General features: G+C 75.1%; 20 protein-coding genes. 9 read left to right on the top strand and 11 right to left on the bottom strand.

From position 1 onward, the window contains the following. Positions 1–54 precede the first annotated feature (54 nt). The gene (locus ACF1AK_RS27760) at positions 55–708 is read right to left on the bottom strand and encodes a response regulator transcription factor (RefSeq protein ID WP_148642660.1); all 654 of its coding nucleotides are present in this window, start codon (positions 706–708) and stop codon (positions 55–57) included. Positions 709–1,165: 457 nt separating this feature from the next. On the opposite strand from ACF1AK_RS27760, the gene ACF1AK_RS27755 reads away from it, so the two are divergent. Beyond that, positions 1,166–1,351 (top strand): hypothetical protein, encoded by a 186-nt coding sequence (locus tag ACF1AK_RS27755; RefSeq protein ID WP_030301315.1) that lies wholly within the window; start codon positions 1,166–1,168, stop codon positions 1,349–1,351. Between the two features lie 160 nt (positions 1,352–1,511). Here the strand turns inward: ACF1AK_RS27755 and ACF1AK_RS27750 are convergent, their stop codons facing one another. Both ACF1AK_RS27750 and ACF1AK_RS27745 read right to left on the bottom strand, forming a co-directional pair. Beyond that, a complete protein-coding gene (locus tag ACF1AK_RS27750; RefSeq protein ID WP_391501564.1) occupies positions 1,512–2,315 on the bottom strand; it encodes an inositol monophosphatase family protein in 804 nt (267 codons plus the stop codon). A 41-nt stretch (positions 2,316–2,356) separates the two neighbouring features. Then, positions 2,357–3,499: a ferrochelatase gene (locus ACF1AK_RS27745; protein WP_391501553.1), complete on the bottom strand. Its 1,143-nt coding sequence runs from the start codon at positions 3,497–3,499 to the stop codon at positions 2,357–2,359. Positions 3,500–3,627: 128 nt separating this feature from the next. On the opposite strand from ACF1AK_RS27745, the gene ACF1AK_RS27740 reads away from it, so the two are divergent. Together ACF1AK_RS27740 and ACF1AK_RS27735 are read left to right on the top strand one after the other, a co-directional pair. Beyond that, entirely contained in the window at positions 3,628–4,884 is a 1,257-nt protein-coding gene (locus tag ACF1AK_RS27740; RefSeq protein WP_391501552.1) for an MFS transporter, read from the top strand. Between the two features lie 92 nt (positions 4,885–4,976). Then, on the top strand, positions 4,977–6,299 hold the full coding sequence (locus tag ACF1AK_RS27735) for a D-arabinono-1,4-lactone oxidase (protein WP_391501551.1): 1,323 nt from the start codon (positions 4,977–4,979) through the stop codon (positions 6,297–6,299). On the opposite strand, the gene ACF1AK_RS27730 is transcribed toward ACF1AK_RS27735, so the two are convergent. After that, positions 6,296–7,153, bottom strand: a complete 858-nt coding sequence (locus ACF1AK_RS27730) for a hypothetical protein (RefSeq protein WP_391501550.1) — start codon at positions 7,151–7,153, stop codon at positions 6,296–6,298. The genes ACF1AK_RS27735 and ACF1AK_RS27730 overlap by 4 nt on opposite strands. Before the next feature lie 581 nt (positions 7,154–7,734). Between ACF1AK_RS27730 and sepH the strand changes: the two genes are divergently transcribed. After that, entirely contained in the window at positions 7,735–8,811 is a 1,077-nt protein-coding gene (gene sepH, locus ACF1AK_RS27725; protein WP_391501549.1) for a septation protein SepH, read from the top strand. A 60-nt stretch (positions 8,812–8,871) separates the two neighbouring features. Here the strand turns inward: sepH and ACF1AK_RS27720 are convergent, their stop codons facing one another. Next, positions 8,872–9,732 (bottom strand): sulfurtransferase, encoded by an 861-nt coding sequence (locus ACF1AK_RS27720; protein WP_391501548.1) that lies wholly within the window; start codon positions 9,730–9,732, stop codon positions 8,872–8,874. A 155-nt stretch (positions 9,733–9,887) separates the two neighbouring features. Between ACF1AK_RS27720 and ACF1AK_RS27715 the strand changes: the two genes are divergently transcribed. After that, positions 9,888–10,637, top strand: a complete 750-nt coding sequence (locus ACF1AK_RS27715; protein WP_391501547.1) for a VOC family protein — start codon at positions 9,888–9,890, stop codon at positions 10,635–10,637. An 18-nt stretch (positions 10,638–10,655) separates the two neighbouring features. On the opposite strand, the gene ACF1AK_RS27710 is transcribed toward ACF1AK_RS27715, so the two are convergent. From ACF1AK_RS27710 to ACF1AK_RS27695, 4 genes are all read right to left on the bottom strand, one after another. Further along, complete coding sequence (locus ACF1AK_RS27710) at positions 10,656–11,312, bottom strand: thymidine kinase (RefSeq protein ID WP_391501546.1); 657 nt, start codon at positions 11,310–11,312, stop codon at positions 10,656–10,658. A gap of 33 nt (positions 11,313–11,345) precedes the next feature. Then, entirely contained in the window at positions 11,346–12,530 is a 1,185-nt protein-coding gene (locus tag ACF1AK_RS27705) for an alkaline phosphatase family protein (RefSeq protein ID WP_391501545.1), read from the bottom strand. Between the two features lie 153 nt (positions 12,531–12,683). Further along, the gene (locus ACF1AK_RS27700) at positions 12,684–13,274 is read right to left on the bottom strand and encodes a DUF5998 family protein (protein ID WP_380295651.1); all 591 of its coding nucleotides are present in this window, start codon (positions 13,272–13,274) and stop codon (positions 12,684–12,686) included. Between the two features lie 93 nt (positions 13,275–13,367). Further along, positions 13,368–16,181 carry a GNAT family N-acetyltransferase gene (locus tag ACF1AK_RS27695; RefSeq protein ID WP_391501544.1) on the bottom strand — a complete coding sequence of 938 codons (2,814 nt, stop codon included), beginning with the start codon at positions 16,179–16,181 and terminating at the stop codon, positions 13,368–13,370. 229 nt (positions 16,182–16,410) lie between these two features. Between ACF1AK_RS27695 and ACF1AK_RS27690 the strand changes: the two genes are divergently transcribed. Continuing rightward, complete coding sequence (locus tag ACF1AK_RS27690; protein WP_391501543.1) at positions 16,411–16,692, top strand: HPr family phosphocarrier protein; 282 nt, start codon at positions 16,411–16,413, stop codon at positions 16,690–16,692. 126 nt (positions 16,693–16,818) lie between these two features. Here the strand turns inward: ACF1AK_RS27690 and ACF1AK_RS27685 are convergent, their stop codons facing one another. After that, positions 16,819–17,451, bottom strand: a complete 633-nt coding sequence (locus ACF1AK_RS27685; protein WP_391501542.1) for an NAD(P)-dependent oxidoreductase — start codon at positions 17,449–17,451, stop codon at positions 16,819–16,821. A gap of 102 nt (positions 17,452–17,553) precedes the next feature. Here ACF1AK_RS27685 and ACF1AK_RS27680 point away from each other — a divergent pair, with 102 nt between their 5' ends. Further along, positions 17,554–18,390, top strand: coding sequence for an SDR family NAD(P)-dependent oxidoreductase (locus ACF1AK_RS27680; RefSeq protein WP_391501541.1), 837 nt, complete (start codon positions 17,554–17,556; stop codon positions 18,388–18,390). A gap of 6 nt (positions 18,391–18,396) precedes the next feature. Further along, complete coding sequence (locus ACF1AK_RS27675) at positions 18,397–19,245, top strand: GNAT family N-acetyltransferase (protein ID WP_391501540.1); 849 nt, start codon at positions 18,397–18,399, stop codon at positions 19,243–19,245. Between the two features lie 119 nt (positions 19,246–19,364). On the opposite strand, the gene ACF1AK_RS27670 is transcribed toward ACF1AK_RS27675, so the two are convergent. After that, complete coding sequence (locus ACF1AK_RS27670; protein ID WP_391501539.1) at positions 19,365–19,997, bottom strand: TetR/AcrR family transcriptional regulator; 633 nt, start codon at positions 19,995–19,997, stop codon at positions 19,365–19,367. A 408-nt stretch (positions 19,998–20,405) separates the two neighbouring features. On the opposite strand from ACF1AK_RS27670, the gene ACF1AK_RS27665 reads away from it, so the two are divergent. Beyond that, complete coding sequence (locus tag ACF1AK_RS27665; RefSeq protein ID WP_391501538.1) at positions 20,406–21,152, top strand: sensor histidine kinase; 747 nt, start codon at positions 20,406–20,408, stop codon at positions 21,150–21,152. Positions 21,153–21,229 lie beyond the last annotated feature (77 nt).

Here is a 21,229-nt window from a genome sequence, read left to right as displayed (position 1 = left end):
CGTGGGTGGGGCCGGGATCCGGACGCGGGTTCCGGTCGGAGCCGCGGCGTCCGGTCAGATCCGGTAGCCGGAACCCGGGACGGTGACGATCACCGGCGGGTCGCCGAGCTTGCGGCGCAGCGTCATCACGGTGACGCGCACGACGTTGGTGAACGGGTCGGTGTGCTCGTCCCAGGCCTTCTCCAGCAGCTGCTCGGCGGAGACGACGGCGCCGCCGGCCCGCATCAGGACCTCCAGGACGGCGAACTCCTTGGGGGCGAGCTGGACGGGGCGGCCGTCGCGGATGACCTCGCGGCGGCCGGGGTCGAGCGAGATGCCGGCCCGTTCCAGGACGGGCGGCAGCGGGACGGTCGCGCGGCGGCCCAGGGCGCGGACCCGGGCGACGAGTTCGCTGAAGGCGAACGGCTTCGGAAGGTAGTCGTCCGCTCCGATCTCCAGGCCCTCGACCCGGTCGCTGATGTCGCCGGAGGCGGTCAGCATGATCACCCGGGTGGCCAGGCCCTGGTCGACCACGCTGCGGCAGACGTCGTCGCCGTGGACGAGCGGCAGGTCGCGGTCGAGCACGACCACGTCGTAGTCGTTGACCGCGATGCGCTGGAGCGCGGCCTCCCCGTCGTAGACCACGTCGACGGCCATCGCCTCGCGGCGCAGACCGGTGGCCACGGCCTCGGCGAGCAGCTGCTCGTCCTCGACGACGAGAACCCGCACGGTGGTTGTCCCTTCTTCAGGCCGGCCCGGGAAGCGGACGCACGGCTCCGACGCTGCCTCCATCCTGCCTGGTCCGGCGGTAAGGCAGCGATAAGCTGCCCCGCGGGCACGGCCGCCCGCGGGGCGCGGCGGGCGTCCGCGGCGGGGGTTCGTGGCGGAAGCAGTCCGGTTGGACCGTGACGCGGGCAACTTTCTTCGGCCGGGAGGTTTCCCGTCCCCGGGGGTGGGGAGGACAGCTGCACACCCGCGATCCGGTTTCTGAGCCGATCGCACCCACCCGCCGTGCGTTCATCCGCGCCGGCCCTGGGGCTGGGGCGTCACCGGGAGCGGCCGAGGGGCCGTCTCCGCGCCCGTCCGGAGATCTTCGACCGCCCGGACCGGACGCTTCCGCTGGCCACCGACACCCTGGGGCGGGGGGCGCACGACCGTGCACGTCCGACACAGTAAGGGGGCCCGTATGGACGCCTTCACCGCCGGAATCCTGCAGCGCATCGCCAATGCCGAGCAGGACCTGCACCGCGCGATCGAGGCCGGGGACGAGTTCCTCGCCGAGGTGGAACAGTCCGAGCTGGACGATCTGCGCCGTCTCGCCGCCGAGCACGGCGTGGACACGGTGCTGGAGCGCCACCGCACCGCCGCCTGATCCCAGCCCGACCCGTCGCCGGATCTCCGGCACCAGCGGCCCTGTGGGGGCCGTGCGAAATCCAGGCCCTGGCATCCCCCGTATGTCAGGGCTCTTCGTCGCCCCGGGGGCCCGTCCTCCCGACCGCACCGGCGGTGGGAGGGCGGGCCCCTTCGCGTGCTCAGTCCGCCCAGGCGTTCAGGGCGGCCAGCCGGTCCAGGAGCGGTTCGAAGACGCCGGGGGCGGCGGCCACGGTCAGCTCGCCGTCCGCGTCCCGGCCGGGACGGCCGCCGACCAGGGCGCCGGCCTCGGCCGCGATCAGGCAGCCGGCCGAGCGGTCCCAGGGGGCAAGCCCGCGCTCGTAGTAGCCGTCCAGCCGGCCGGCGGCGACGTCGCAGAGGTCCACGGCGGCGGCGCCGCCGCGGCGGATGTCGCGGACCTCGGGCATCAGCCCGAGCACCACCTCGGCCTGCCGGACCCGCACCTCGCGGACGTAGGCGAAGCCGGTGCCGATCAGCGCCTGGCCCCAGGGCGGGGCCGGGCGGGCGGCGATCGGGCGGTCGTCGCGCCGGGCGCCGCGGCCGAGCACGGCGTGGAACAGCTCGCCGCGCGCCGGGGCGTACACGACCCCGACCACCGCGCGCCCGTCCAGCTCGGCGGAGACGCTGACCGCCCAGGCGGGCAGTCCGTAGAGGTAGTTGACCGTGCCGTCGAGCGGGTCGACGACCCAGCGCACCCCGCTGGTGCCGGGCCGCTCGGCGCCCTCCTCGCCGAGGTAGCCGTCCTCGGGCCGGCGGGCGGTGATCAGCTCCAGGACCAGCTTCTCGGAGGCCAGGTCCATCTCGGTGACCACGTCGACCGGGCTGCTCTTGGTGCCGGCGACGCCGAGATCGGCGGGCCGGCCCTCCAGCAGCAGGGTGCCGGCCCGGCGGGCGGCGTCCAGGGCGACGTCGAGCAGTTCGTCGAGCAGGGCGGGATCGGGCACGGCGGGGCTGGACACGGGTTCTCCTCCGGGGGCGGAACGGGTCAGCGCTCGGCGGCGGCCGGGCGGGGGGCGCGCGGATTGGGGCAGCAGGCCACGGCGCAGACGTCGTGGCTGGGGCCGAGCGCGCCGAGGGCGCAGCGGGTCACCGGCTCGCCGCGCTCGGCGGCGGCCCGCTCCAGGACGAGCTCCCGGACGGCGGCGGTGAACCGGGGGTCGGCACCGACGGTGGCGGCCCGGGCGACCGGCAGACCGAGCTCGGCGGCCTTGGCCACCGCCTCGGTGTCGAGGTCGTACTTGACCTCCATGTGGTCCGAGACGAAGCCGATCGGGACCATCACCACGGCCGGGGCGCCCGCGGCGTGCTGCGCCTCCAGGTGGTCGCAGATGTCCGGCTCCAGCCACGGGATGTGCGGGGCGCCGCTGCGGCTCTGGTAGACGAGCTCCCAGGGGCGGCCGGCGACCCCGGTGCGCTCGGCCACGGCGGCGGCGACCAGCCGGGCCACGTCCAGGTGCTGGGCCACGTAGGCGCCGCCGGGGCGGCCGCGGGCCGGGTCGTCGGGGGCGCCGGAGCTCTCGGCCATGGCGTCCGGGATCGAGTGGGTGGTGAACGCCAGCCGGGCGCCGGCCCGGACCTCCTCGGGCAGCCGGTCCAGGGCGGCGACGGTGGCGTCGGTCATCGGCCCGACGAAGCCGGGGTGGTTGTAGAAGTGGCGCAGCTTGTCGACCCGCAGCTCCGGCAGGCCCTCGGCGGCGAGTGCGGCCAGCGCGTCGGCGAGGTTCTCCCGGTACTGGCGGCAGCCGGAGTAGCCGGCGTAGGCGCTGGTGGCCAGGACGGCGATCCGGCGGTGTCCGTCGGCGGCGATCTCGCGCAGGGTGTCGACCAGGTAGGGCGCCCAGTTGCGGTTGCCCCAGTACACCGGCAGGTCGAGGCCGTGCCCGGCGAAGTCCTCGCGCAGCGCGGCCAGCAGGGCGCGGTTCTGCTCGTTGATCGGGCTGACGCCGCCGAACAGGAAGTAGTGCTTGCCGACCTCCTGGAGCCGCTCCTTCGGGATGCCGCGGCCGCGGGTGACGTTCTCCAGGAACGGGACGACGTCCTCGGGGCCCTCGGGCCCGCCGAAGGAGAGCAGCAGCAGGGCGTCGTACGGGGCGGCGCCTGGGACGGTTGTGTTGCGCGCGTCGGACATGGAACCGATCCTGCCACTCTGAACAGGGGGGCCGGTTCCGGGGCCGCGCCCGGTGCCCGGAAAATACCGTTTGCCAAGGTTCGTAAGCTGTCTTTGCCAGCAACGTTCCTTACCCCTCCGGAGCCCTCGTGCTGTCCAGCTACCGCCAGATCTTCGCCGCCCCCGGCAGTCTGGCCTTCTCCTCCACCGGATTCATATCCCGGCTGCCGATCTCCATGACGGGGATCGGCATCGTCACCATGCTCTCCGAGCTGCGCGGCTCCTTCGGCGTGGCCGGGCTGGTCTCGGCGACGATGGCCGTGTCGGCGGCGGTCCTGGGCCCCCAGGTCTCCCGGCTGGTGGACCGGCACGGACAGCGCCGGATCATCCTGCCGGCCACCGCGCTCACCGTGATCGCCGCGATCGGCCTGCTGCTGTCCGCCCGGTTCGAGGCGCCGGTGTGGACGCTCTTCGTGTTCGCGGCCGGCATGGGCGTGATGCCGAGCACCGGCGCGATGGTGCGGGCCCGCTGGGCGCACCTGTACCGGGACGAGGGAACGAAGCTGCACACCGCGTACTCCTTCGAGGCGGTGGTCGACGAGGTCTGCTTCATCGTCGGCCCGATCCTCGCGGTGACGCTGGCCACCGCGGTCTTCCCGGAGGCGGGCGTGCTGCTCGCCGGCGTCTTCCTGGCGGTGGGCGTGGCCCTGTTCGCCGCCCAGCGCTCCACCGAGCCGCCGGTCCATCCGGCCGCCCGGCACATCGGCAGCCCGGTCATCCTCAACCGGGGCCTCCAGGTGCTGATCCTGACCTTCGTGTCCACCGGTGCGATCTTCGGCTCGGTCGAGGTGGTCACCGTGGCGTTCACCAAGGCGCAGGGGCACGGCGCCACCTCCGGTCCGATCCTGGCGCTCTGGGCGCTCGGCTCCTGCCTGGCCGGCGTGGTCTTCGGCACGCTGAAGCCGAGCGGGTCGATGGCCGTGCGCTTCCTCGCCGGCGTGGTGTTCATGGCCGTCAGCATGGTCCCGCTGCTGCTGCTCGCCGAGAGCGTGAACGGGGTCGGCGGGCTGGTGGCGGTCGGCGGCGCGCTGCTGGTCGCCGGCATCGCCATCTCCCCCACCCTGATCACCGCGATGGCCCTGGTCGAGCGGCTGGTGCCGGCCGCGCAGCTGACCGAGGGCATGACCTGGACGACCACCGGACTGGCGCTGGGCGTCGCGGTCGGCTCCTCGGCCGGCGGCTGGGTGGTCGACGCGGCCGGGGCCGCGGCCGGCTACTGGGTGCCGCTGACCGCCGGGATCTTCGGCGTGCTGGCCGCCCTCGCCGGGGTCGGCCGCCTGCGCGCCGGGGTGGCCGCCGGGGAGAGCGCGCTGCCCGCGGCCGAAACCGTGGACCTCGAACGGTGACCTGACTTACCCTCCTCCCTACCCGTGGCCTACCCGCGGGTAGGGACCGAGGTGAGCCGACGCCGTTCGGCCACGGAGCAGGAGGCGCCGCAATGCCCCAGGCCAGTACCGCGACCCCCACCCGCTGGACCAACTGGGCGGGCAACCAGAGCACCGTGCCCGCCCGGGTGGTCACCCCCGGCACGGCGGAGGAACTGGCCAAGGAGATCCTGCGCGCCGGGGACCGGGGGCGGACCGTCAAGGCGGTCGGTGCCGGCCACTCGTTCACCGCGATCGCCTCCCCCGGCGACGGCGTGCTCGTGCGGCCGCACGCCCTGACCGCCGTGCGGGAGATCGACCGGGAGAACGGCACGGTCACCGTCGAGGCCGGGCTGCCGCTGCGCCGCCTCAACCGGCTGCTCGCCGCCGCGGGCCTCTCGCTCACCAACATGGGCGACATCGAGGTGCAGACCGTGGCCGGCGCCACCAGCACCGGCACCCACGGCACCGGGCGGGACTCCGGCTCGCTCGCCGCCCAGATCCGCGCCCTGGAGATCGTGCTCGCCGACGGCAGCATCCGGCACTGCTCCCCCACCGAGGACCCGCGGCTCTTCGAGGCCGCCCGGCTCGGGCTCGGCGCGCTCGGCGTGATCACCGCGCTCACCCTCGCCGTCGAACCGGCCTTCCTGCTCACCGCGCACGAGCAGCCGATGCGCTTCGACGAGGTGCTGGAGCGGCTGGACGACCTCACCGCCGTCAACGAGCACTTCGAGTTCTACTGGTTCCCGCACACCGACCGCTGCTCCACCAAGCGGAACAACCGCAGCCAGGGCCCGGCCGCGCCGCTGCCCCGGTTCAAGGAGTGGCTGGAGGACGACTTCCTCTCCAACACCGTGTGGGAGGGCGCCTGCCGGGTCGGCCGCCGCTTCCCCGGCTCGGTGCCGACGATCGCCGCGCTGGCCAGCCGGGCCTGGTCGGACCGCAGCTACACCGACACCGCGTACAAGGTGTTCACCAGCCCCCGCAAGGTGCGCTTCATCGAGATGGAGTACGCGGTGCCGCGCGCGGCGGCCGGGGAGGTGCTGCGCGAGCTGCGGGCGATGGTCGAGCGGTCCGGCTGGCGGATCAGCTTCCCGGTCGAGGTGCGGTTCGCCCCGGCCGACGAGGTCTGGCTCTCCACCTCGCACGGCCGGGACACCGCGTACATCGCCGTCCACCTCTACCGGGGCACCGCCGAACAGGGGTACTTCACGGCGGTCGAGCGGCTGATGACCGAGCACCAGGGCCGCCCCCACTGGGGCAAGCTGCACACCCGGGACGCCGAGTACCTCGCCGGGGTCTACCCGCGCTTCGCCGACTTCACCGCGCTGCGCGACGAGCTGGACCCGGACCGCCGCTTCGGCAACGACTACCTGCGCCGGGTGCTGGGGGCCTAAGGCGTGTTCCCGGCCGGAGCCTCCGGGGCGGCCGGGGCGGCGGGCGGTTCGACGGCGGTGGTCGGGGCCGGGGGCCTCGGGGTCGCGGCGCCGGAGGGCTTCGCGGAGGCGGCCCCGTCACCGGACGGCGCGGAGGGCGCACCCGACGCGGGGGGCGCGGACGGCTCGCCGGTGGGGCGCGCGGAGGGCTTCGCGGCCGGTTCCGTGCCCGCCCCCGTGCCGGAACCGGCCGACGGGGAGGCCGGCGCTCCGCCGCCCCCGGTGTCCGGACGCGCGTCGGAGGCGCCGGGGCTCGGCCGCCCGGAGGCACCGCCGTCCCGGCCGGCCGAGGGCGAGGACGAGGGCACCGTGGAGGGTCCGGAGGACGGCGCGTCACCCGTGGGAGCGGTCGGTTTCCGGTCGACCCGGCCACCGATCGAGGTTCCGGTGCCCGACTCGCCCTTGACCGTCGCCGACACCGGCTGCCCGGTCGCCAGCTCGAAGGCGAGGATCGGCACCATCGCGAGGGTGAACACCAGCACCGAGACCGCCGCGTACGACTTCCAGGTCCACCGGCGACGCGCCCGGACCACCCGCGGAGTGCTCCACTGCGCGGAGGGCGGCGGATCCGCCGCGGGGGCCGGCTCCGGCGCCTGCCGCAGCCCGTTCGCCAGCTGGCCCGGTCCGGCGGTCCGGTCCACCGCACCGCGCAGCTGTTCGCCGGTGCGCTTGAAGAGGTGCTGGAACACCGCGCCCCCGGTGGTCGCGCCGATGCTCACCACCGCCGCGCCGAGAATGGTGCCGTACACCCCTAGTTCGGACGCGAGCACCGCCCCCACCACGGTCGCCAGTGCGCTGGCCGCGACCTGAGCCACACTCAGATCAATTCGCCTGCGACCTTCCTCGGCTCCGTCCGGGGCGGGCTTCACCTGCGGCATCAACATCCCTCGCGTCAGTACGACTGTCCTTCGAACAAGTCACTCCATCTTGCCCAAAGAAGGACACAAGGGTCGAAAATGCGGTTCTGCGCGGGAGATATATGTGAAGATGATCACCGTTCATCGGCCGATCCTCGGCCATTGGGGTCGCGTGCTCTTGAGATTCCCGTGAATCGCGGGAGACTTGAGCGGCGAGCCGCCCCGTTGGATGCCACGAATGGAGTACTGTTCGTAAAGCCTGAGCCCCGGGTCGACTTGTCGACTGCCCCTCAACCGGCAGCCTGACGAAGAGCTACGGGACAGGCACGCACGGCGACGCCCGTCCCGGACCGTCGCGTTCACTGCGCGTGCGAGGACGGCCGGGACACCCAGGCGCGACGTCGACGGATGGCGTGGCAAAAAGGCAACCGTGCCACAGCGGCGTGGACGGGCGTAGGCCCGACACGCCGGGGAACTCAGCAAGGTTGTGGCCAGTCGCGAGCGGGCAGGCCACACTCAGTACGGGAGCAGCGACGCAGGTGACGTCGGCAGGCACCACCCGGGAGGTAACCGTGCCCGAACTGCGGGTTGTGGCCGTCAGCAACGACGGCACACGGCTGGTGCTCAAGGCTGCCGACAGCACGGAGTACACCCTTCCCATCGATGAGCGGCTGCGCGCCGCCATCCGTGGCGACCGGCCGCGCCTCGGCCAGATCGAGATCGAGGTCGAGAGTCACCTCCGCCCCCGGGACATCCAGGCGCGGATACGAGCCGGTGCCTCCGCCGAGGAGGTCGCGCAGGCGGCCGGCATCTCCGTCGACCGGGTCCGCCGCTTCGAGGGTCCGGTGCTGGCCGAGCGCGCCTTCATGGCCGAGCGGGCCCGCAAGACCGCGATCCGCCGGCACGGCGAGGCCCCCGGCCCGCAGTTGGGCGAGGCGGTGGCCGAACGGCTGGCGCTGCGCGGCGCGGAGAAGGAGACCGAGCGCTGGGACTCCTGGCGGCGCGACGACGGCACGTGGGAGGTCATCCTCTCCTACCGGGCCGACGGCGAGGGCCGCAGCGCGTCCTGGACGTACGACCCGCCCCGGCGGCTGGTGCAGCCCAACGACGACGAGGCCCGCGCGCTGATCGGCGAGACGGTCGAGCGCGAGGAGGAGTCGGTCTTCCCGTTCATCCCGCGGATCGCCCGGCTCCCCCAGGAGCGGCCGCCGCGCCCGATGATCGACCGGCCCTCGGCGGACCGGATCATGTCGGCCCGCGAGGTGCGGGAGTCCCGCGAGGCGACGGCCGAGGCCCGCGACTCGCTGACCAGCCTGCTGGACGTGGTGCCCGCCTTCCGCGGCGACCTCGCGGTCGGCGCGCCGCCGCCGGTCGAGCCGGTGCCCGACGAGGTGGCCGAGGAGGCGGAGGAGCCGGCGGCCGCCGCTCCCGCGGTCGGCGCGGGCTCGGCGTACGCGGACATCCTGATGCCACGCGCGGTCGCGCCGCACCGGGATCGGCTGGTCGGCACCACCGACCGGCAGGCCGAGGCGGACGGCGTCCGGCCCGGGCGCCGGGCCACCGTGCCGAGCTGGGACGAGATCGTCTTCGGCAGCCGGCGCAAGAAGCAGGAGTAGCGGGAACGACACGCGCGAGGGGCGGACGGCTGCGGCCGTCCGCCCCTCGCGCGTCCCGGCTCACCCGGGCTGGTCGGTGACGGCGACGGGGCGGGCCGGGTCGCTGGACCACTCGCTCCAGGAGCCGGGGTAGAGGGTGGCCGGAAGGCCGGCGACCGCGAGGGCCAGGATCTGGTGCGCGGCCGTCACCCCCGAGCCGCAGTAGACGGCGGTCTCCCGCTCGCCCGCGCCCAGCGCCCGGAAGCGGGCGGCGAGTTCGGCGGCGGGCCGGAAGCGGCCGTCCGGGCCGACGTTCTCGGTGGTCGGCGCGCAGACGGCGCCGGGGATGTGGCCGGCCCGCGGGTCGATCGGCTCGGTCTCGCCCCGGTAGCGCTCCGCCGCCCGGGCGTCCAGCAGCAGCGCCTCGCGGGCCCAGACGGCGGCGCCGTCGGCGTCGGTCACCGGAAGCCGGCCCGGCACCGGCTTGAAGTCGCCCTCCCCGGCCGGCGGCACCTCGGTGGTGACCGGCAGTCCGGCCTCCCGCCAGGCCGCGTAGCCGCCGTCCAGCACCCGCACGTCCGGGTGGCCGGCCCACCGCAGCAGCCACCAGGCGCGGGCGGCGGCCAGGGCGGCGGCACCGTCGTAGACCACCACCGGGCGGTCGGCCGAGACGCCGCAGCGGCGCAGCGCGGCACCGAACTCCTCCGGGTCGGGCAGCGGGTGGCGCCCCCCGCGGCCGGGCGGGCCGGCGGGGGCGGCGAGGTCGGTGTCGAGGGCGACGAAGTGGGCGCCGGGGAGGTGGCCGGCGGTGTAGTCCTCGATGCCGGGCGGGCCGCCGAGCTGCCAGCGCACGTCGAGCAGGACCGGCGGGAGCGCGGAGCCGAGCGCTTCGTCCAGTTCGGTCACCGACACCAGCGGGGAGTCATCGTGAAGCGTGGTCATGGCGGTCATTCTGGCGCAGGGCGACCACGCCGGTGCTCTTTGTGCGGTCTTTGCCGGACTTTCCGCGCGGCCCGAGGGTTCGACGCGCGCCACGGTGGAAGCATCACCCTCACTGCGCCGTTTCGTGCGCCGTCCGCCCCCCGAGGAGACCTGTCATGTCCGCGCTGACACTCCGGCTGGCCCAGGGCACCCCGTGCTGGGTCAGCCTGATGACCGACGACCTGCCCGGCGCCCGGGCGTTCTACGGCGAACTGCTCGGCTGGACGTTCGCCCCGGGGCCCGCGCAGCTCGGCGCGTACGTGCGGGCCCGGCTCGGCGAGGAGCCGGTGGCCGGGCTCGGGGTGTCCGCGGTGACCGGCTTCCCGGTGCAGTGGACCACCTACTTCGCGGTGGACAACGCGGACCGCTCGGCCCAGCTGGTGCGGGAGTGCGGCGGCACGGTCGCGGTCGGACCGCTGCAGGCGGAACGGGCCGGGCGGCTGGCGATCGCGGCGGACGTCTCGGGCGCGGTCTTCGGGCTCTGGCAGGGCGAGGAGCACCTCGGCCGGGAGGCCGGCCCCGAGCCGGGCGGGCCGGCCTGGGCGGAGCTGCTCACCCCGGACGCGGACGGTGCGACGACCTTCTACCGCGCGGTGCTCGGGGTGCCGGTGGCGGAGGCCGACGGCGGATCGGCGCTGCTGGTCGGCGGCCGGCCGGTGGCCGGGATCCGGCGCGACGCCGAGCTGCGCGGCCACCCGCCGCGCTGGCGCACCCACTTCTCCGTCGCCGACGCGGAACTGACGGCGCGCCGGGCGGTGGAGCTGGGCGGCCGGGTCCTGGTCGGGCCGCACGCGACGCCCCGCGGCCTCGCGGCCCGGCTGGCGGACCCGCGCGGCGGGCACTTCTCGGTGCTGGAGATCCTCTAGGGTCCGCCGAGGACCCGCTCAGGCCTGCTGGTCCTCGAAGGGGAGGACGTCCGGGGAGAGGACGGCGGCGCGGGCGGTGGCGGCGGTGAGGCGACGGCGGTGGTGGCGGCGGCAGAGCACCTCGTAGCCGACCTCGTCCTCGCGCACCGAGATGTCGCCGATCACCACCTGAGCACCCTCCACCACCATGACGCCCCCGACGGTGCGGGCGTTGTGGGTGGCCCGGGCGCCGCACCAGCAGAGCGCCTCGACCTGGAGCACCTCGACCCGGTCGGCGAGTTCGATCAGCCGCTGCGAGCCGGGGAAGAGCCGGGTGCGGAAGTCGGTGGTGATGCCGAAGGTGTAGACGTCGATGTCGAGTTCGTCCACGACCCGGGCGAGCTGGTCGATCTGGACGGGGGTGAAGAACTGGGCCTCGTCGCAGATCAGGTAGTCGACCCGGCCGCCGGCCGAGAGCCGGTGCACCACATGGGCGTGGAAGTCGAAGTCGTCGGCCACCTCGACGGCTTCGGCGCGCAGGCCGAGGCGGCTGGAAATGGTGGCCGCGCCGGCCCGGTCGTTGCGGGTGAGGATGATCCCCTGCCGGCCGCGGGCGGCGTGGTTGTGGTCCATCTGGAGCGCGAGCGTCGACTTCCCGCAGTCCATCGTGCCGGAGAAGAACACCAGTTCAGCCATGGGTGGTGCAAAGGCCTTTCGCATCGGGGGAATTCAGCGGCGGAATTCGAGCAGCGGCACGTACTGCTCGACCGGGGTCATCGAACCGTGCAGGCCGATCATCGCGGACTCGCCGGGCTCGTTGCGGGAGGCGGTGATCGCGATGTCGTCGCGGGCGGCGGCGACCACGTCGCCGATCCGGTGGTAGACCCGCTCGTCGACCGCGGGGCCGAACCAGCCGGCCCCGATCGCCTGGTCGCGGGTGGCCACCCACATCCGGTCGCCGAGCACCTCGCTCCACACCGCGTGGACGTCGGCGGCGGCGCCGGGGACGGCGTAGACGTGGCGGGCCCGGCCCTCGCCGCCGAGCAGGGCGACGCCGGCGCCGAGCTCCCAGTCCTCGTCGAAGTCGATCCGGTCCTCGGGGGCGATGTCGATCATGCCGTGGTCGGCGGTGACGTACATCACCGAGCGCGGCGGCAGCTGTTCGGCGAGCCGGCGGGCCAGCCGGTCGACCGCGTCCAGGGTCATCCGCCACTCGTCGGAGTCCACGCCGAAGCGGTGGCCCGCGCCGTCCAGTTCGCTGACGTAGGTGTAGACCAGCGCGCGGTCGTGCTCGGCCAGCCAGGCGGCGGCCCGGTCCATCCGCTCCTCGCCGGTGGTGCGGCCCAGGAAGGTGCCGCCGGAGAGCGCGACCCGGGTGAGCGGGGTCTGGGCGAACAGCGGGGAGGAGACCTGGGCGGTGGCCACCCCGGCGGCGTCGACCCGCTCGAAGACGGTCGGGTACGGCTGCCAGGTGCCCGGGTCGGTGTGCGGCTGCCAGCGCAGCTGGTTCATCAGGTGCCCGGCGCCGGGCACCGCCACCGTGTAGCCGGCCAGGCCGTGCAGGCCGGGCGGGGTGCCGGTGCCGACCGAGGCCAGCGAGGTGGCGGTGGTGGACGGGAAGCCGGCGGTCAGCGGACGGCCGGTGCCGCCGAGCGAGCCGGCCGTCAGCGAGGAGAGGAACGGCGCGTACTCGGGGTGGCGCAGGAGCAGTTCCCAGCCGAGGCCGTCGACGAGGAAGACCACCGCGCGGTCGGCGGGCGCCAGCGGCAGCGCCGCCTCGAATCCGGGCACCCCGAGGCCGGCCGCCACCGAGGGCAGCAGGTCGCAGAGCGAGCCGGTGCCGTAGGGGGGCGCGGGCGCGGTGGCGGGGTCGAGGATCTCGAAGGCGTCGTGGCCGTCGGGGGCGAAGGGCATGGTGGCGGGAGTGGCTTCCTGGCTGGCCGGTACGGTCCGGGCGGGTGGGGGCGGCGTCCGGACGGCGCGGGTCGGTGCGTGGCGGCGGAGCGGGACGGCGGAGCGGCGGTACGCGTCGGCGGGCGCGGCGGCGGGGCGCGACGGCGCCGCGGATCAGACGGTGGTGACGGTGGCCTCGGAGAGGGCGCGGGCGAAGACCAGGGCCTGGGCGACCGTCTCCGGGCCGTCGCCGGCCTCGCTGACCCGCAGCGAGAGGTCGTCGGCGGTGGCCGAGCCGGTGTACCCGTGGTCCGCCTCGCAGTTGGGGTCGGAGCAGCCGGCCGGTTCGAGGTCGAGGCGCTGGACGGCGCCCCAGCCGATGGTCAGCACCACCTCGCGGGGCAGGGTGCCCGGGGTGTACGTCTCGGGGTTGGCGACCATCCGGCTGACCACCACGGAGTTGATCCGGTCCAGGCGCACGCTCTCGGTGGAGGTGGTGGCCAGCGGGACGGCGGGGCTGCTGCCGTCGCCGGTCTGCTCGTCGGTGTGGCTCACCACGAAGCGGGTCGGGGTCAGCACCAGCACGGTGACGTGCCGGCGGACCTCGTTGGCGTCGAAGGTCGTCTCCTGGTGCACCAGGTAGGAGCTGATCGGCTCGGGACCCACCGCGGACTCCACCGCCTCGGACACCAGGGCCGGGTAGTAGCCGCTGCGTTCGATCGCGGAACGCAGGTCCTGCGTGGTGGTGGTACCGGTCTTCGCCATAACTCCATCCTGGCATGGTCCGCCGACGAAGCGGGCGGCACGGCGCCGAGCTTCGGACAACGGCGCCCGCGGTCCGGACGCAACCAAGGAAGGTTACAGCGTGCTCATGGCGCGCGGGCCCAGATCACTGCGGACCGGAAGGGGTGCGATGCGCACGCGCGCCCCCAGGATCGCCAGTCCGTGCGGGGCCACGACCACCGGTTCGAGATCCACCGAGGCGACCTCCGGAAGGTCGTCGACCAGCCGCGACACCCGCAGCAGCAGCTCCTCCAGGGCATCGGTGTCGACGGCCTCGGCACCGCGCCAGCCGAACAGCAGGGGCGCCGCCCGGACCTCGCGGACCAGCGAGGCGACGTCCTGGTCGGTGGCCGGAACCAGCCGGTGGGCGACGTCGCCGAGCAGTTCGGCGGGGGCCCCGGCCAGGCCGAAGGAGAGGATCGCGCCGACCGCCGGGTCGACGGTGGCGCCGATCACGGTGTCCACCCCGCGCGGGGCGAGCCGCTGGACCACCAGCTGGGCCTGGGCGGCGCCGCCGAGCAGGGCGTCCAGCTCGTGGTGGGCGCGGCGCAGACCGGGCTCGCCGGTCAGGTCGAGCCGCACGCTGCCGAGGTCGGGGCGGTGGCGCAGGTGGGGGGCGGTGGCCTTGAGCGCGACGGGGTAGCCGAGGGTGGCGGCGGCGCGCACCGCGCTCTCCTCGTCGGGCGCGGGCAGGGTCGGCGAGACGTCGACGCCGTAGCGGGCGAGCAGGGCGGCCGCGTCGGCGTCGGGCAGGGTGATCCGGGCGCCGCCGGGCTGGGTGCGGGCGGCGATCGCGGTGCGGGTGGAGAGCGCGGCCTCGACCAGGGTGCGGGCGCCCGCCTCGTCGATCCGGTCGAGTTCGGGGACCCGGGCGGTCTCCTCGGCCTCGGCCCTCCGCCGGCGCCAGTCGGCGTAGTGGACGGCGTGGGCGAGCGCGCGCACGGCCCGCTCCGGCGCCGGGTAGGCGGGGATGCCGCCGGGGCGCAGCCGGCCGGGCAGGTCGGTGAGCGCCAGGTGGGCGAGGAGCAGCGGCTTGCCGGCGGCGCGGGCGCGCTCGCCGGCGTCGAGCAGCGCGGCGGCGATCTCGGGGTCGTCGGAGCCGAGTTCGGGGTCGTCCGGACCGGTGAGCCGGCCGCCCATGAACGCGTGGGCGGAGGTGCCGATCGGCGGGATGGCGACGGCGATCACCGCGTCCACCCCGGGGTCGCTCAGCGCGGTGTCCAGGGCGATCCGGAAGTTCTCACCGGTGGCGGCGGTGGTGAGGTCGACGGGGGTGCGCGGACGCAGGCCGGCGGAGAGGCAGGCGTCGTGGGTGAGCAGGCCGAGGGAGTCGGAGTTGCCGATCACCGCGACCCGGTCGCCGGGCGGCAGCGGCTGGAGGGCGAGCAGTTCCCCGGTGTCGTACAGCTCGGTGATGGTCTCCACCCGGGTGACGCCGGCCTGCTGGAAGAGCGCGTCGACGGTGGCGTCCCTGAGGCCGGTGGCGGTGGCGGGGACGGCGTGGCCGGGCGGCAGGCTGCCGGTGTGGCGGGCGCCCTTGACCACGACGACCGGCTTGGCCTGGGCGAGCCGGCGGGCGATCCGGGTGAACTTGCGGGGGTTGCCGAAGGACTCCAGGTAGAGGAGGACGACGTCGGTGGCCGGGTCCTCCGCCCAGTACTGGAGGAAGTCGTTGCCGGAGACGTCGGCGCGGTTGCCGACCGAGGCGAAGGAGGAGATGCCGAGGCCGCGCCGGTGGGCGGCCTCCAGCAGGGCGACGCCGATCGCGCCGGACTGGCAGAAGACGCCGAAGCCGCCGCGCGCGGGCAGCGCGGGTGCGAGCGAGGCGTTGAGCGGCCGCTCGGGGTCGGTGGAGATCAGGCCGAAGGCGTTGGGGCCGATCACCCGCATGCCGGCCGCGCGGGCCTGGCGGACCAGGGCGCGCTGGCGGTCCCGGCCCTCGGGCCCGGTCTCGGCGTAGCCGGCGGTGACCACCACCAGGCCCTGGACACCGCGCGCGCCGCACTCGGCGACCGCCTCGGGGACGGCGGAGGCGGGGACGGCGATCACCGCGAGGTCGACCGGGCCGGGGATGTCGAGGATCGAGCGGTGGACCGGGACGCCGTCCAGCTCGGTGCCGGGTGCGGCGGCGCGGTTGACCGCGTGGACCGGGAGCCCGTCGCCGGCGGACCCGGCGAGCAGGTCGCGCAGCAGGGCCCGGCCGACGGTCTGCGGACGGCGGGAGACGCCGATCACCGCGACCGAGCGCGGGGTGAGCAGCCGCTGGACGGAGCGGGCCTCGGCGCGGTGCTCGCGGGCCCGCATGACGGCGAGCGAGGCGGCGGTGGGTTCGAGGTCGAACTCCAGGTGGACGACGCCGTCGGCGAAGCTGCGGCGCTGGACGTAGCCGGCGTCGGTGAAGACCTTCACCATCTTGCGGTTCTCCGGCAGCACCTCGGCCTGGAAGCGGCGGATGCCGCGTTCCTGGGCGACGGCGGCGATGTGCTCCAGCAGCGCGGAGGCGACGCCGCGGCCCTGGTGGGCGTCCTGGACCAGGAAGGCGACCTCGGCGTCGGTGCCGGTCTCGGAGGGGCGGCCGTCGTGGTCGATCCGGTCGTAGCGGACGGTCGCGATGAAGCGGTCGCGGACGACGACGGCGAGGCCGACGCGGTTGACGAAGTCGTGGTGGGTGAAGCGGCGGACGTCCTTGTCGGAGAGCCGGGGGTAGGGCGCGAAGAAGCGGAAGTACTTGGACTGGTCGGAGACCTGCTCGTAGAACTCGACCAGTCGGCCGGCGTCGGCGGGGGTGATCGGCCGGATCCGGGCCGTGCCGCCGTCGCGCAGGAGGATGTCGGCCTCCCAGTGCTGGGGGTACTCCGGTTCGGTGCGCGGTACCGCAGAGTCGTCCACGACCGCCAGGTTATCCGGCGGCGAGCCGAATGGCGCCGGCCGTGCGTTCGCGGCAGGGTGGACAGGGCCGCTGAACGGGGATTATGCGTCGTTTATGCCTCTGAAAGAAACAATCACAACTCCCGAACGCGGCGGCTCGCAGGGGTCGCCTGCGTGCAACACTGGTCTAGACAACACGTCCGTCTCCCCCATCACGGCCGTGACCAGCTTCACCGGAAAGGCACGTCTCATGGCTGAGCGCCGCGTCACCATCGGTTGGGCCGAGGGCCTGCACGCCCGTCCCGCCTCCGTCTTCGTCAAGGCCGTCGCGGCCACCGGCGTGCCGATCACCATCGCCAAGCCCGGCGGCAACCCGGTCAACGCCGGTTCCATGCTCGGCCTGCTCGCGCTCGGCGCCCAGGGCGGCGAGGAGGTCGTGCTGGCCTCCGACGCCGAGGGTGCCGAGCAGGCCCTGGACCGTCTGGCCAAGCTGGTCTCCGAGGGTCTGGACGAGCTGCCCGCCGCGGCCTGAGACCGCACCGCACACGTCCGGAGCCCGGGCCCCGTTGGTCGGGGGGCCCGGGCTCCGGTGCGTCCGCGGCGGGCCGGTGCGCGGTCCCGGTGCCCGCGCGGCGGGCGGCCCGGGCCGCGCCGGGGGTCACCGGTCGGCCACCTCGACGCGCCGGCCGAAGGTCGCCGGGTCGTCCAGGTGGGTGACGATGTAGTCGGCGACGTTCGCCCGGGCGACGCGCGCGGCCCTGGGGAGGTGCCCGCCCACCACCGCCCGGTAGCCGGGCGTGGCCGGGCCGTCGGTCAGCATCGGCACCCGGACGATCGTCCAGTCCGGCGCGCCGGCCTCGATCTCGGCCTCCATCCGGGCGAGGTCGAGGTGGATGTTCCGGTAGATCCGGTCCACCACGAGCCCGGCGACGAAGCGCTGGACCGCCGGCAGGTGGCCGGTCTCCAGGCCCGCCGAGGACATCGCGACCAGCCGCCGCACCCCGCCGGCCCGGGCGGCCGCGATGACGTTGCGCACGCCCTCGGAGAACACCGTCGTGGCGCCGCGCCCGGTCACGCCCAGGGCCACCACCACGGCGTCCTTCCCCTCCAGCGGGCCGGTCAGCGAGCCGGCGTCGAACACGTCGCCGCGCACTCGGGTCAGCCGCTCGTGCTCCGGCAGCGCCCTGGCCGGATCGCGCAGCAGGGCGGTGACGCCGTGCCCGTCCTCCAGCGCCCTCCCGACCACCAGCCGGCCCGTGCGGCCGGCCGCTCCCACCACGACGATCTCCATGACGTCCTCCAGGGGCTTGAATTCGTATAGACTATACAATCAAAATCAGCGTCGAGAGCCAACGGGAGGGTGGCCGCCGGCCACCCGGAGGGGTAGCTGATCATGCGTCAACTCCAGGGGAAGATCGCACTGGTGACCGGTTCCACCGCGGGCATCGGGGCGGCCACGGCGGCCGCCCTGGCCGCCGCCGGGGCCCATGTGGTGGTCTCCGGCCGCCGCACCGAACGGGGCCTCGCCGTCGTGCAGCGGATCCGCGAGCAGGGCGGGCAGGCGGAGTTCACGGCCGCCGACGTCACCGTCGAGGACGACGTCGCCCGGCTGGTGGGCGGCACCGTCGAGCGCCACGGCCGGCTGGACATCGCCTTCAACAACGCGGGCGGCGGCGGGGCGTTCGGTCCGTTGGACCGGGTCCCGGCCGAGGCCTTCGCCGAGGTGATCGCCGTCAACCTGACCGGCACCTACCACGCGCTGAAGCACGAGATCGCCGCCATGCGGGCGAACGGCGGCGGCAGCATCGTCAACAACGCCTCCACCGCCGGCGTCCGGGGCACCGCCTTCGGCCTGGGCGCGTACACCGCCGCCAAGCACGGGGTGGTCGGCCTGACCCGGGCCGCCGCGCTGGAGGCCGGCCCGGCCGGGATCCGGGTGAACGCCCTGATCACCGGGCCGGTCGACACCGAGGACTTCCGCCGGCGGATCGAGGGCACGCCGGGCGCGCTGGAACAGGCCGGGGCGGCCACGGCGCTGGGGCGGATCGCCACCGAGGAGGAGGTCGCCGATGCGGTGGTCTTCCTGGGCAGCGACGCGGCCGGCTTCATCACCGGCTCGCTGTTCGGGCTGGACGGCGGCCTGACCGCCGGCGTCACGGCCGGGACGATGGGACGGCCCGGCGGCGGGGCACCGGGCCGGGAGCGGGCCGGCGGCGCCGACGCGAACTGAGCCGGCATGCTCGTCAGGACCACACGGGACACCGAGGAGTTCGTCGCGCGGACCGGCGGGTGGATCGCCGGCGACCCGGTCGCCAACTCCATCCTGCTGACCCTTCTGACAGGGGCGCAGTTCCGGCCGCCGACCGCCCCGCCGACCGACTGGAGCCGCGTCGAGGACCCCGCGTCCGACGGCAGCCCGGTGGTCGGCGCGGCGGCCTTCACCCCGCCGCATCCGGTCGTGCTGAGCGGCATGCCGGCCGCCGCCGCGGCCGCCCTCGGCGCCGCACTGGGGGCCCGGGCCGCCCGGGCGCCCGGGGTGATCGGCACGGACCCGGCGTCCGCCGCCTTCGCCGGGGCGTGGTCCCGGGCCACCGGCCGGTCCGCCCGGGCGGACCGGCGCGAGCACCTGCTGAGCCTGGACGGCCCGGCCCCGGCGGAGCCCCGGCCCGCCGTGCCCGGACGTTCCCGGGCCGCCCGGCCCGAGGAGTCGGAGCTGTTCACCGACTGGTGCCTGGCGGCCGCGCACGGCGCCGGGCTCGGCCGCGAGATCGTCCGGCGCTCGCTGCGGGGGCAGATCACCGGCGGCCTGCTGCGGGTCTGGGAGGAGGACGGACAGCCGGTCGCCGTGCTCGGCCGGACCGCCGCCATCGCCGGGGTGACCCGCTTCAACCCGCTCTGCTCACGGCCCGGGGTGCGGCACGACGGCTGCGCCCGGGCCTTGCTCGCCGAGGCGGTGGCCGCGCTGCGCGCCGACGGCCTGACCGGCCTGGCGGTGGTCGGGGACGGCAATCCGGCCGCCCGCGGACTCTTCGAGTCCTTCGGCTTCCGCCGGGTCGGCGGTCTCTCGGAGTACCGCTTCGACTGAGCACCGGGGACGTCCCGCCGCCGACGGCCGACGGGCCCGGATCCGCGAGGGATCCGGGCCCCTCCCAGGCGTCCTGAGCGTCCGGATCCCACGGCGTCCGGGACACCGGGCGGTCCTGCTCAGCGGGTGGCGCGGCGCTCCCCCGGCGCCGCCGGCCGCTCGGCGGGGGCCAGCGTCCGCCACAGCTGCCGGACGAAGGCCCCGGCCTCGCGCGGTGCCTCCGGACCGCCCGCCGGGACGGCGGACCCACCGCCGTACGCGGTCAGGTAGCAGGCGCCGAGCAGGAGCCGGGCCGCGGCCGCCGGGTCGGCGTCGCGGCTCACCAGACCGGCCCGCTGGGCCCGCCGCAGGTAGTCGGCCAGCAGTTCGGCGGCCCGCTGCGGCCCCGCGTCGTTGACCCGCGTCCACTCCCGGTGGCGCTCCAGCAGCCTGGGCTCGGCGAAGACGGACAGCAGCACCGGCATCGACTCGCGGTAGAACGCGAGCGCCTCCTCGGCCACCTGCTGCAGGGCCGCCCGCACCTCCCCCTCGTCGGCGACCTCCTCGGGCAGCGCCCGCAGCACCGGCGGCAGGCCGGGCAGCCGCTCGGCGAGGACGGCGAGGAAGACGTCCTCCTTGCTGCGGAAGTGCCGGTAGATGGTGCCCTCGGAACAGCCCGCCCCCTCGGCGATCTCCTTGGTCGTGCAACGGGCCAGGCCGAGGTCCCTGATCACCCGCTCGGCGGCGTCGACGATCTGCTCGCGCATGCTCATGAAGGCTCCGGGGGACGGGGCGGCCGGTTCCGGACCGGGCTGCGGCTGCGGCTGCGGCTGCGGAGGGGTATCCGAAGGATAGCGGGCGGTAAGTGTCCGCTCACGGGTTTCGACCAGCCCGCCGGTCCCGGCCCCGAAGCCCATGCGGGTATGTGCTCACTCACCGCCTGTCCGGATCCGTCGTGGTTTCCTCCCCCACCCCGCCTCCTGCCTTGCGCCCCGCGCAACGGCGCGCCTAGGGTCTTGTCCCGGGCGGACGGGGATCACGGCATTGAGGCGCACGACGGGCCGATAGGACGGCTGCTCCGCGCCGGCTATTCGGACGCGCCCGGAAACTCCGTTTCCCCGCTCCAGGAAACGCCCTTCCACAGCGGGTCGGACGCGAGCGACGGGGGGATCCCAGGAACCATGGCGGACCAGATCGTGAAACCCTCCGGCAGGGCCGCCCGGGCCCCGGCCGCCCACCCGGCCGCCGACACGGAGCCGGCCTGTCCGCAAGCCGCCGCCAGACTCGACGAACGCCGCCGCCTCCGGCGGGAGTTGCACGATTCACTGGCTCCCCGGCTGGCCGCCCTGCACCTGCGGATGGAACTGGCCGGGCTCGAACTGAGCGGTGACGCCGGGCGGGCGCCGGCCCTGCTGGCCCGGGCCCGGGAGGACGTCGGCGCCGCCATCGCCGACGTCCGCCGGGTGATCCGCGACCTCGACCGCTCCGAGCCCCGGACCACCGGGACCGCCGGCACGCTGCGCCGGTTCCTGGACCGGCAGGTCCGCGCCTTCGAGGAGGCCGGGGCCGGCCGGCTGCGCTTCGTCACCGCGTTGCCGGCCGCCCTGGACGATTTCCCGGCCGAGGTCCAGAACGAATTGCAGAAGATATCCGGCGAGGCCCTCGCCAATGTCGCCCGGCACGCGCGGGCAACGGTCTGCCGGATCTCCGCATCGGTCGGCCGGAACGGTCTGATCCTGTCGATCGAGGACGACGGGATCGGAATTCCCCCGGACCCGGACTGCGGAATCGGACTTCCGTCCATGTACGTCCGGACCAAGGAACTCGGCGGCATTTTCTCGGTCGCGGCCCGCACCCCGTACGGCACCGCGGTCCGGATCCGGCTGCCGTGCCAGGACCCGGCCGACGGCACCGGCCCGCCGGACTGACCCGCTCCCGTCCTTCCCGCGCCTCCCGCCCCTCCCCGGAGCCCCGCGGCGTCCGTGCCCGACCGACCCGCGCCCGC

The sequence above is a fragment of the Kitasatospora sp. NPDC015120 genome (assembly GCF_043080305.1).
Classification (GTDB): Bacteria; Actinomycetota; Actinomycetes; order Streptomycetales; family Streptomycetaceae; genus Kitasatospora.
The sequence above is the reverse complement of the archived record's forward strand: the minus strand, read 5'-3'. Positions and strand labels throughout refer to the sequence as shown.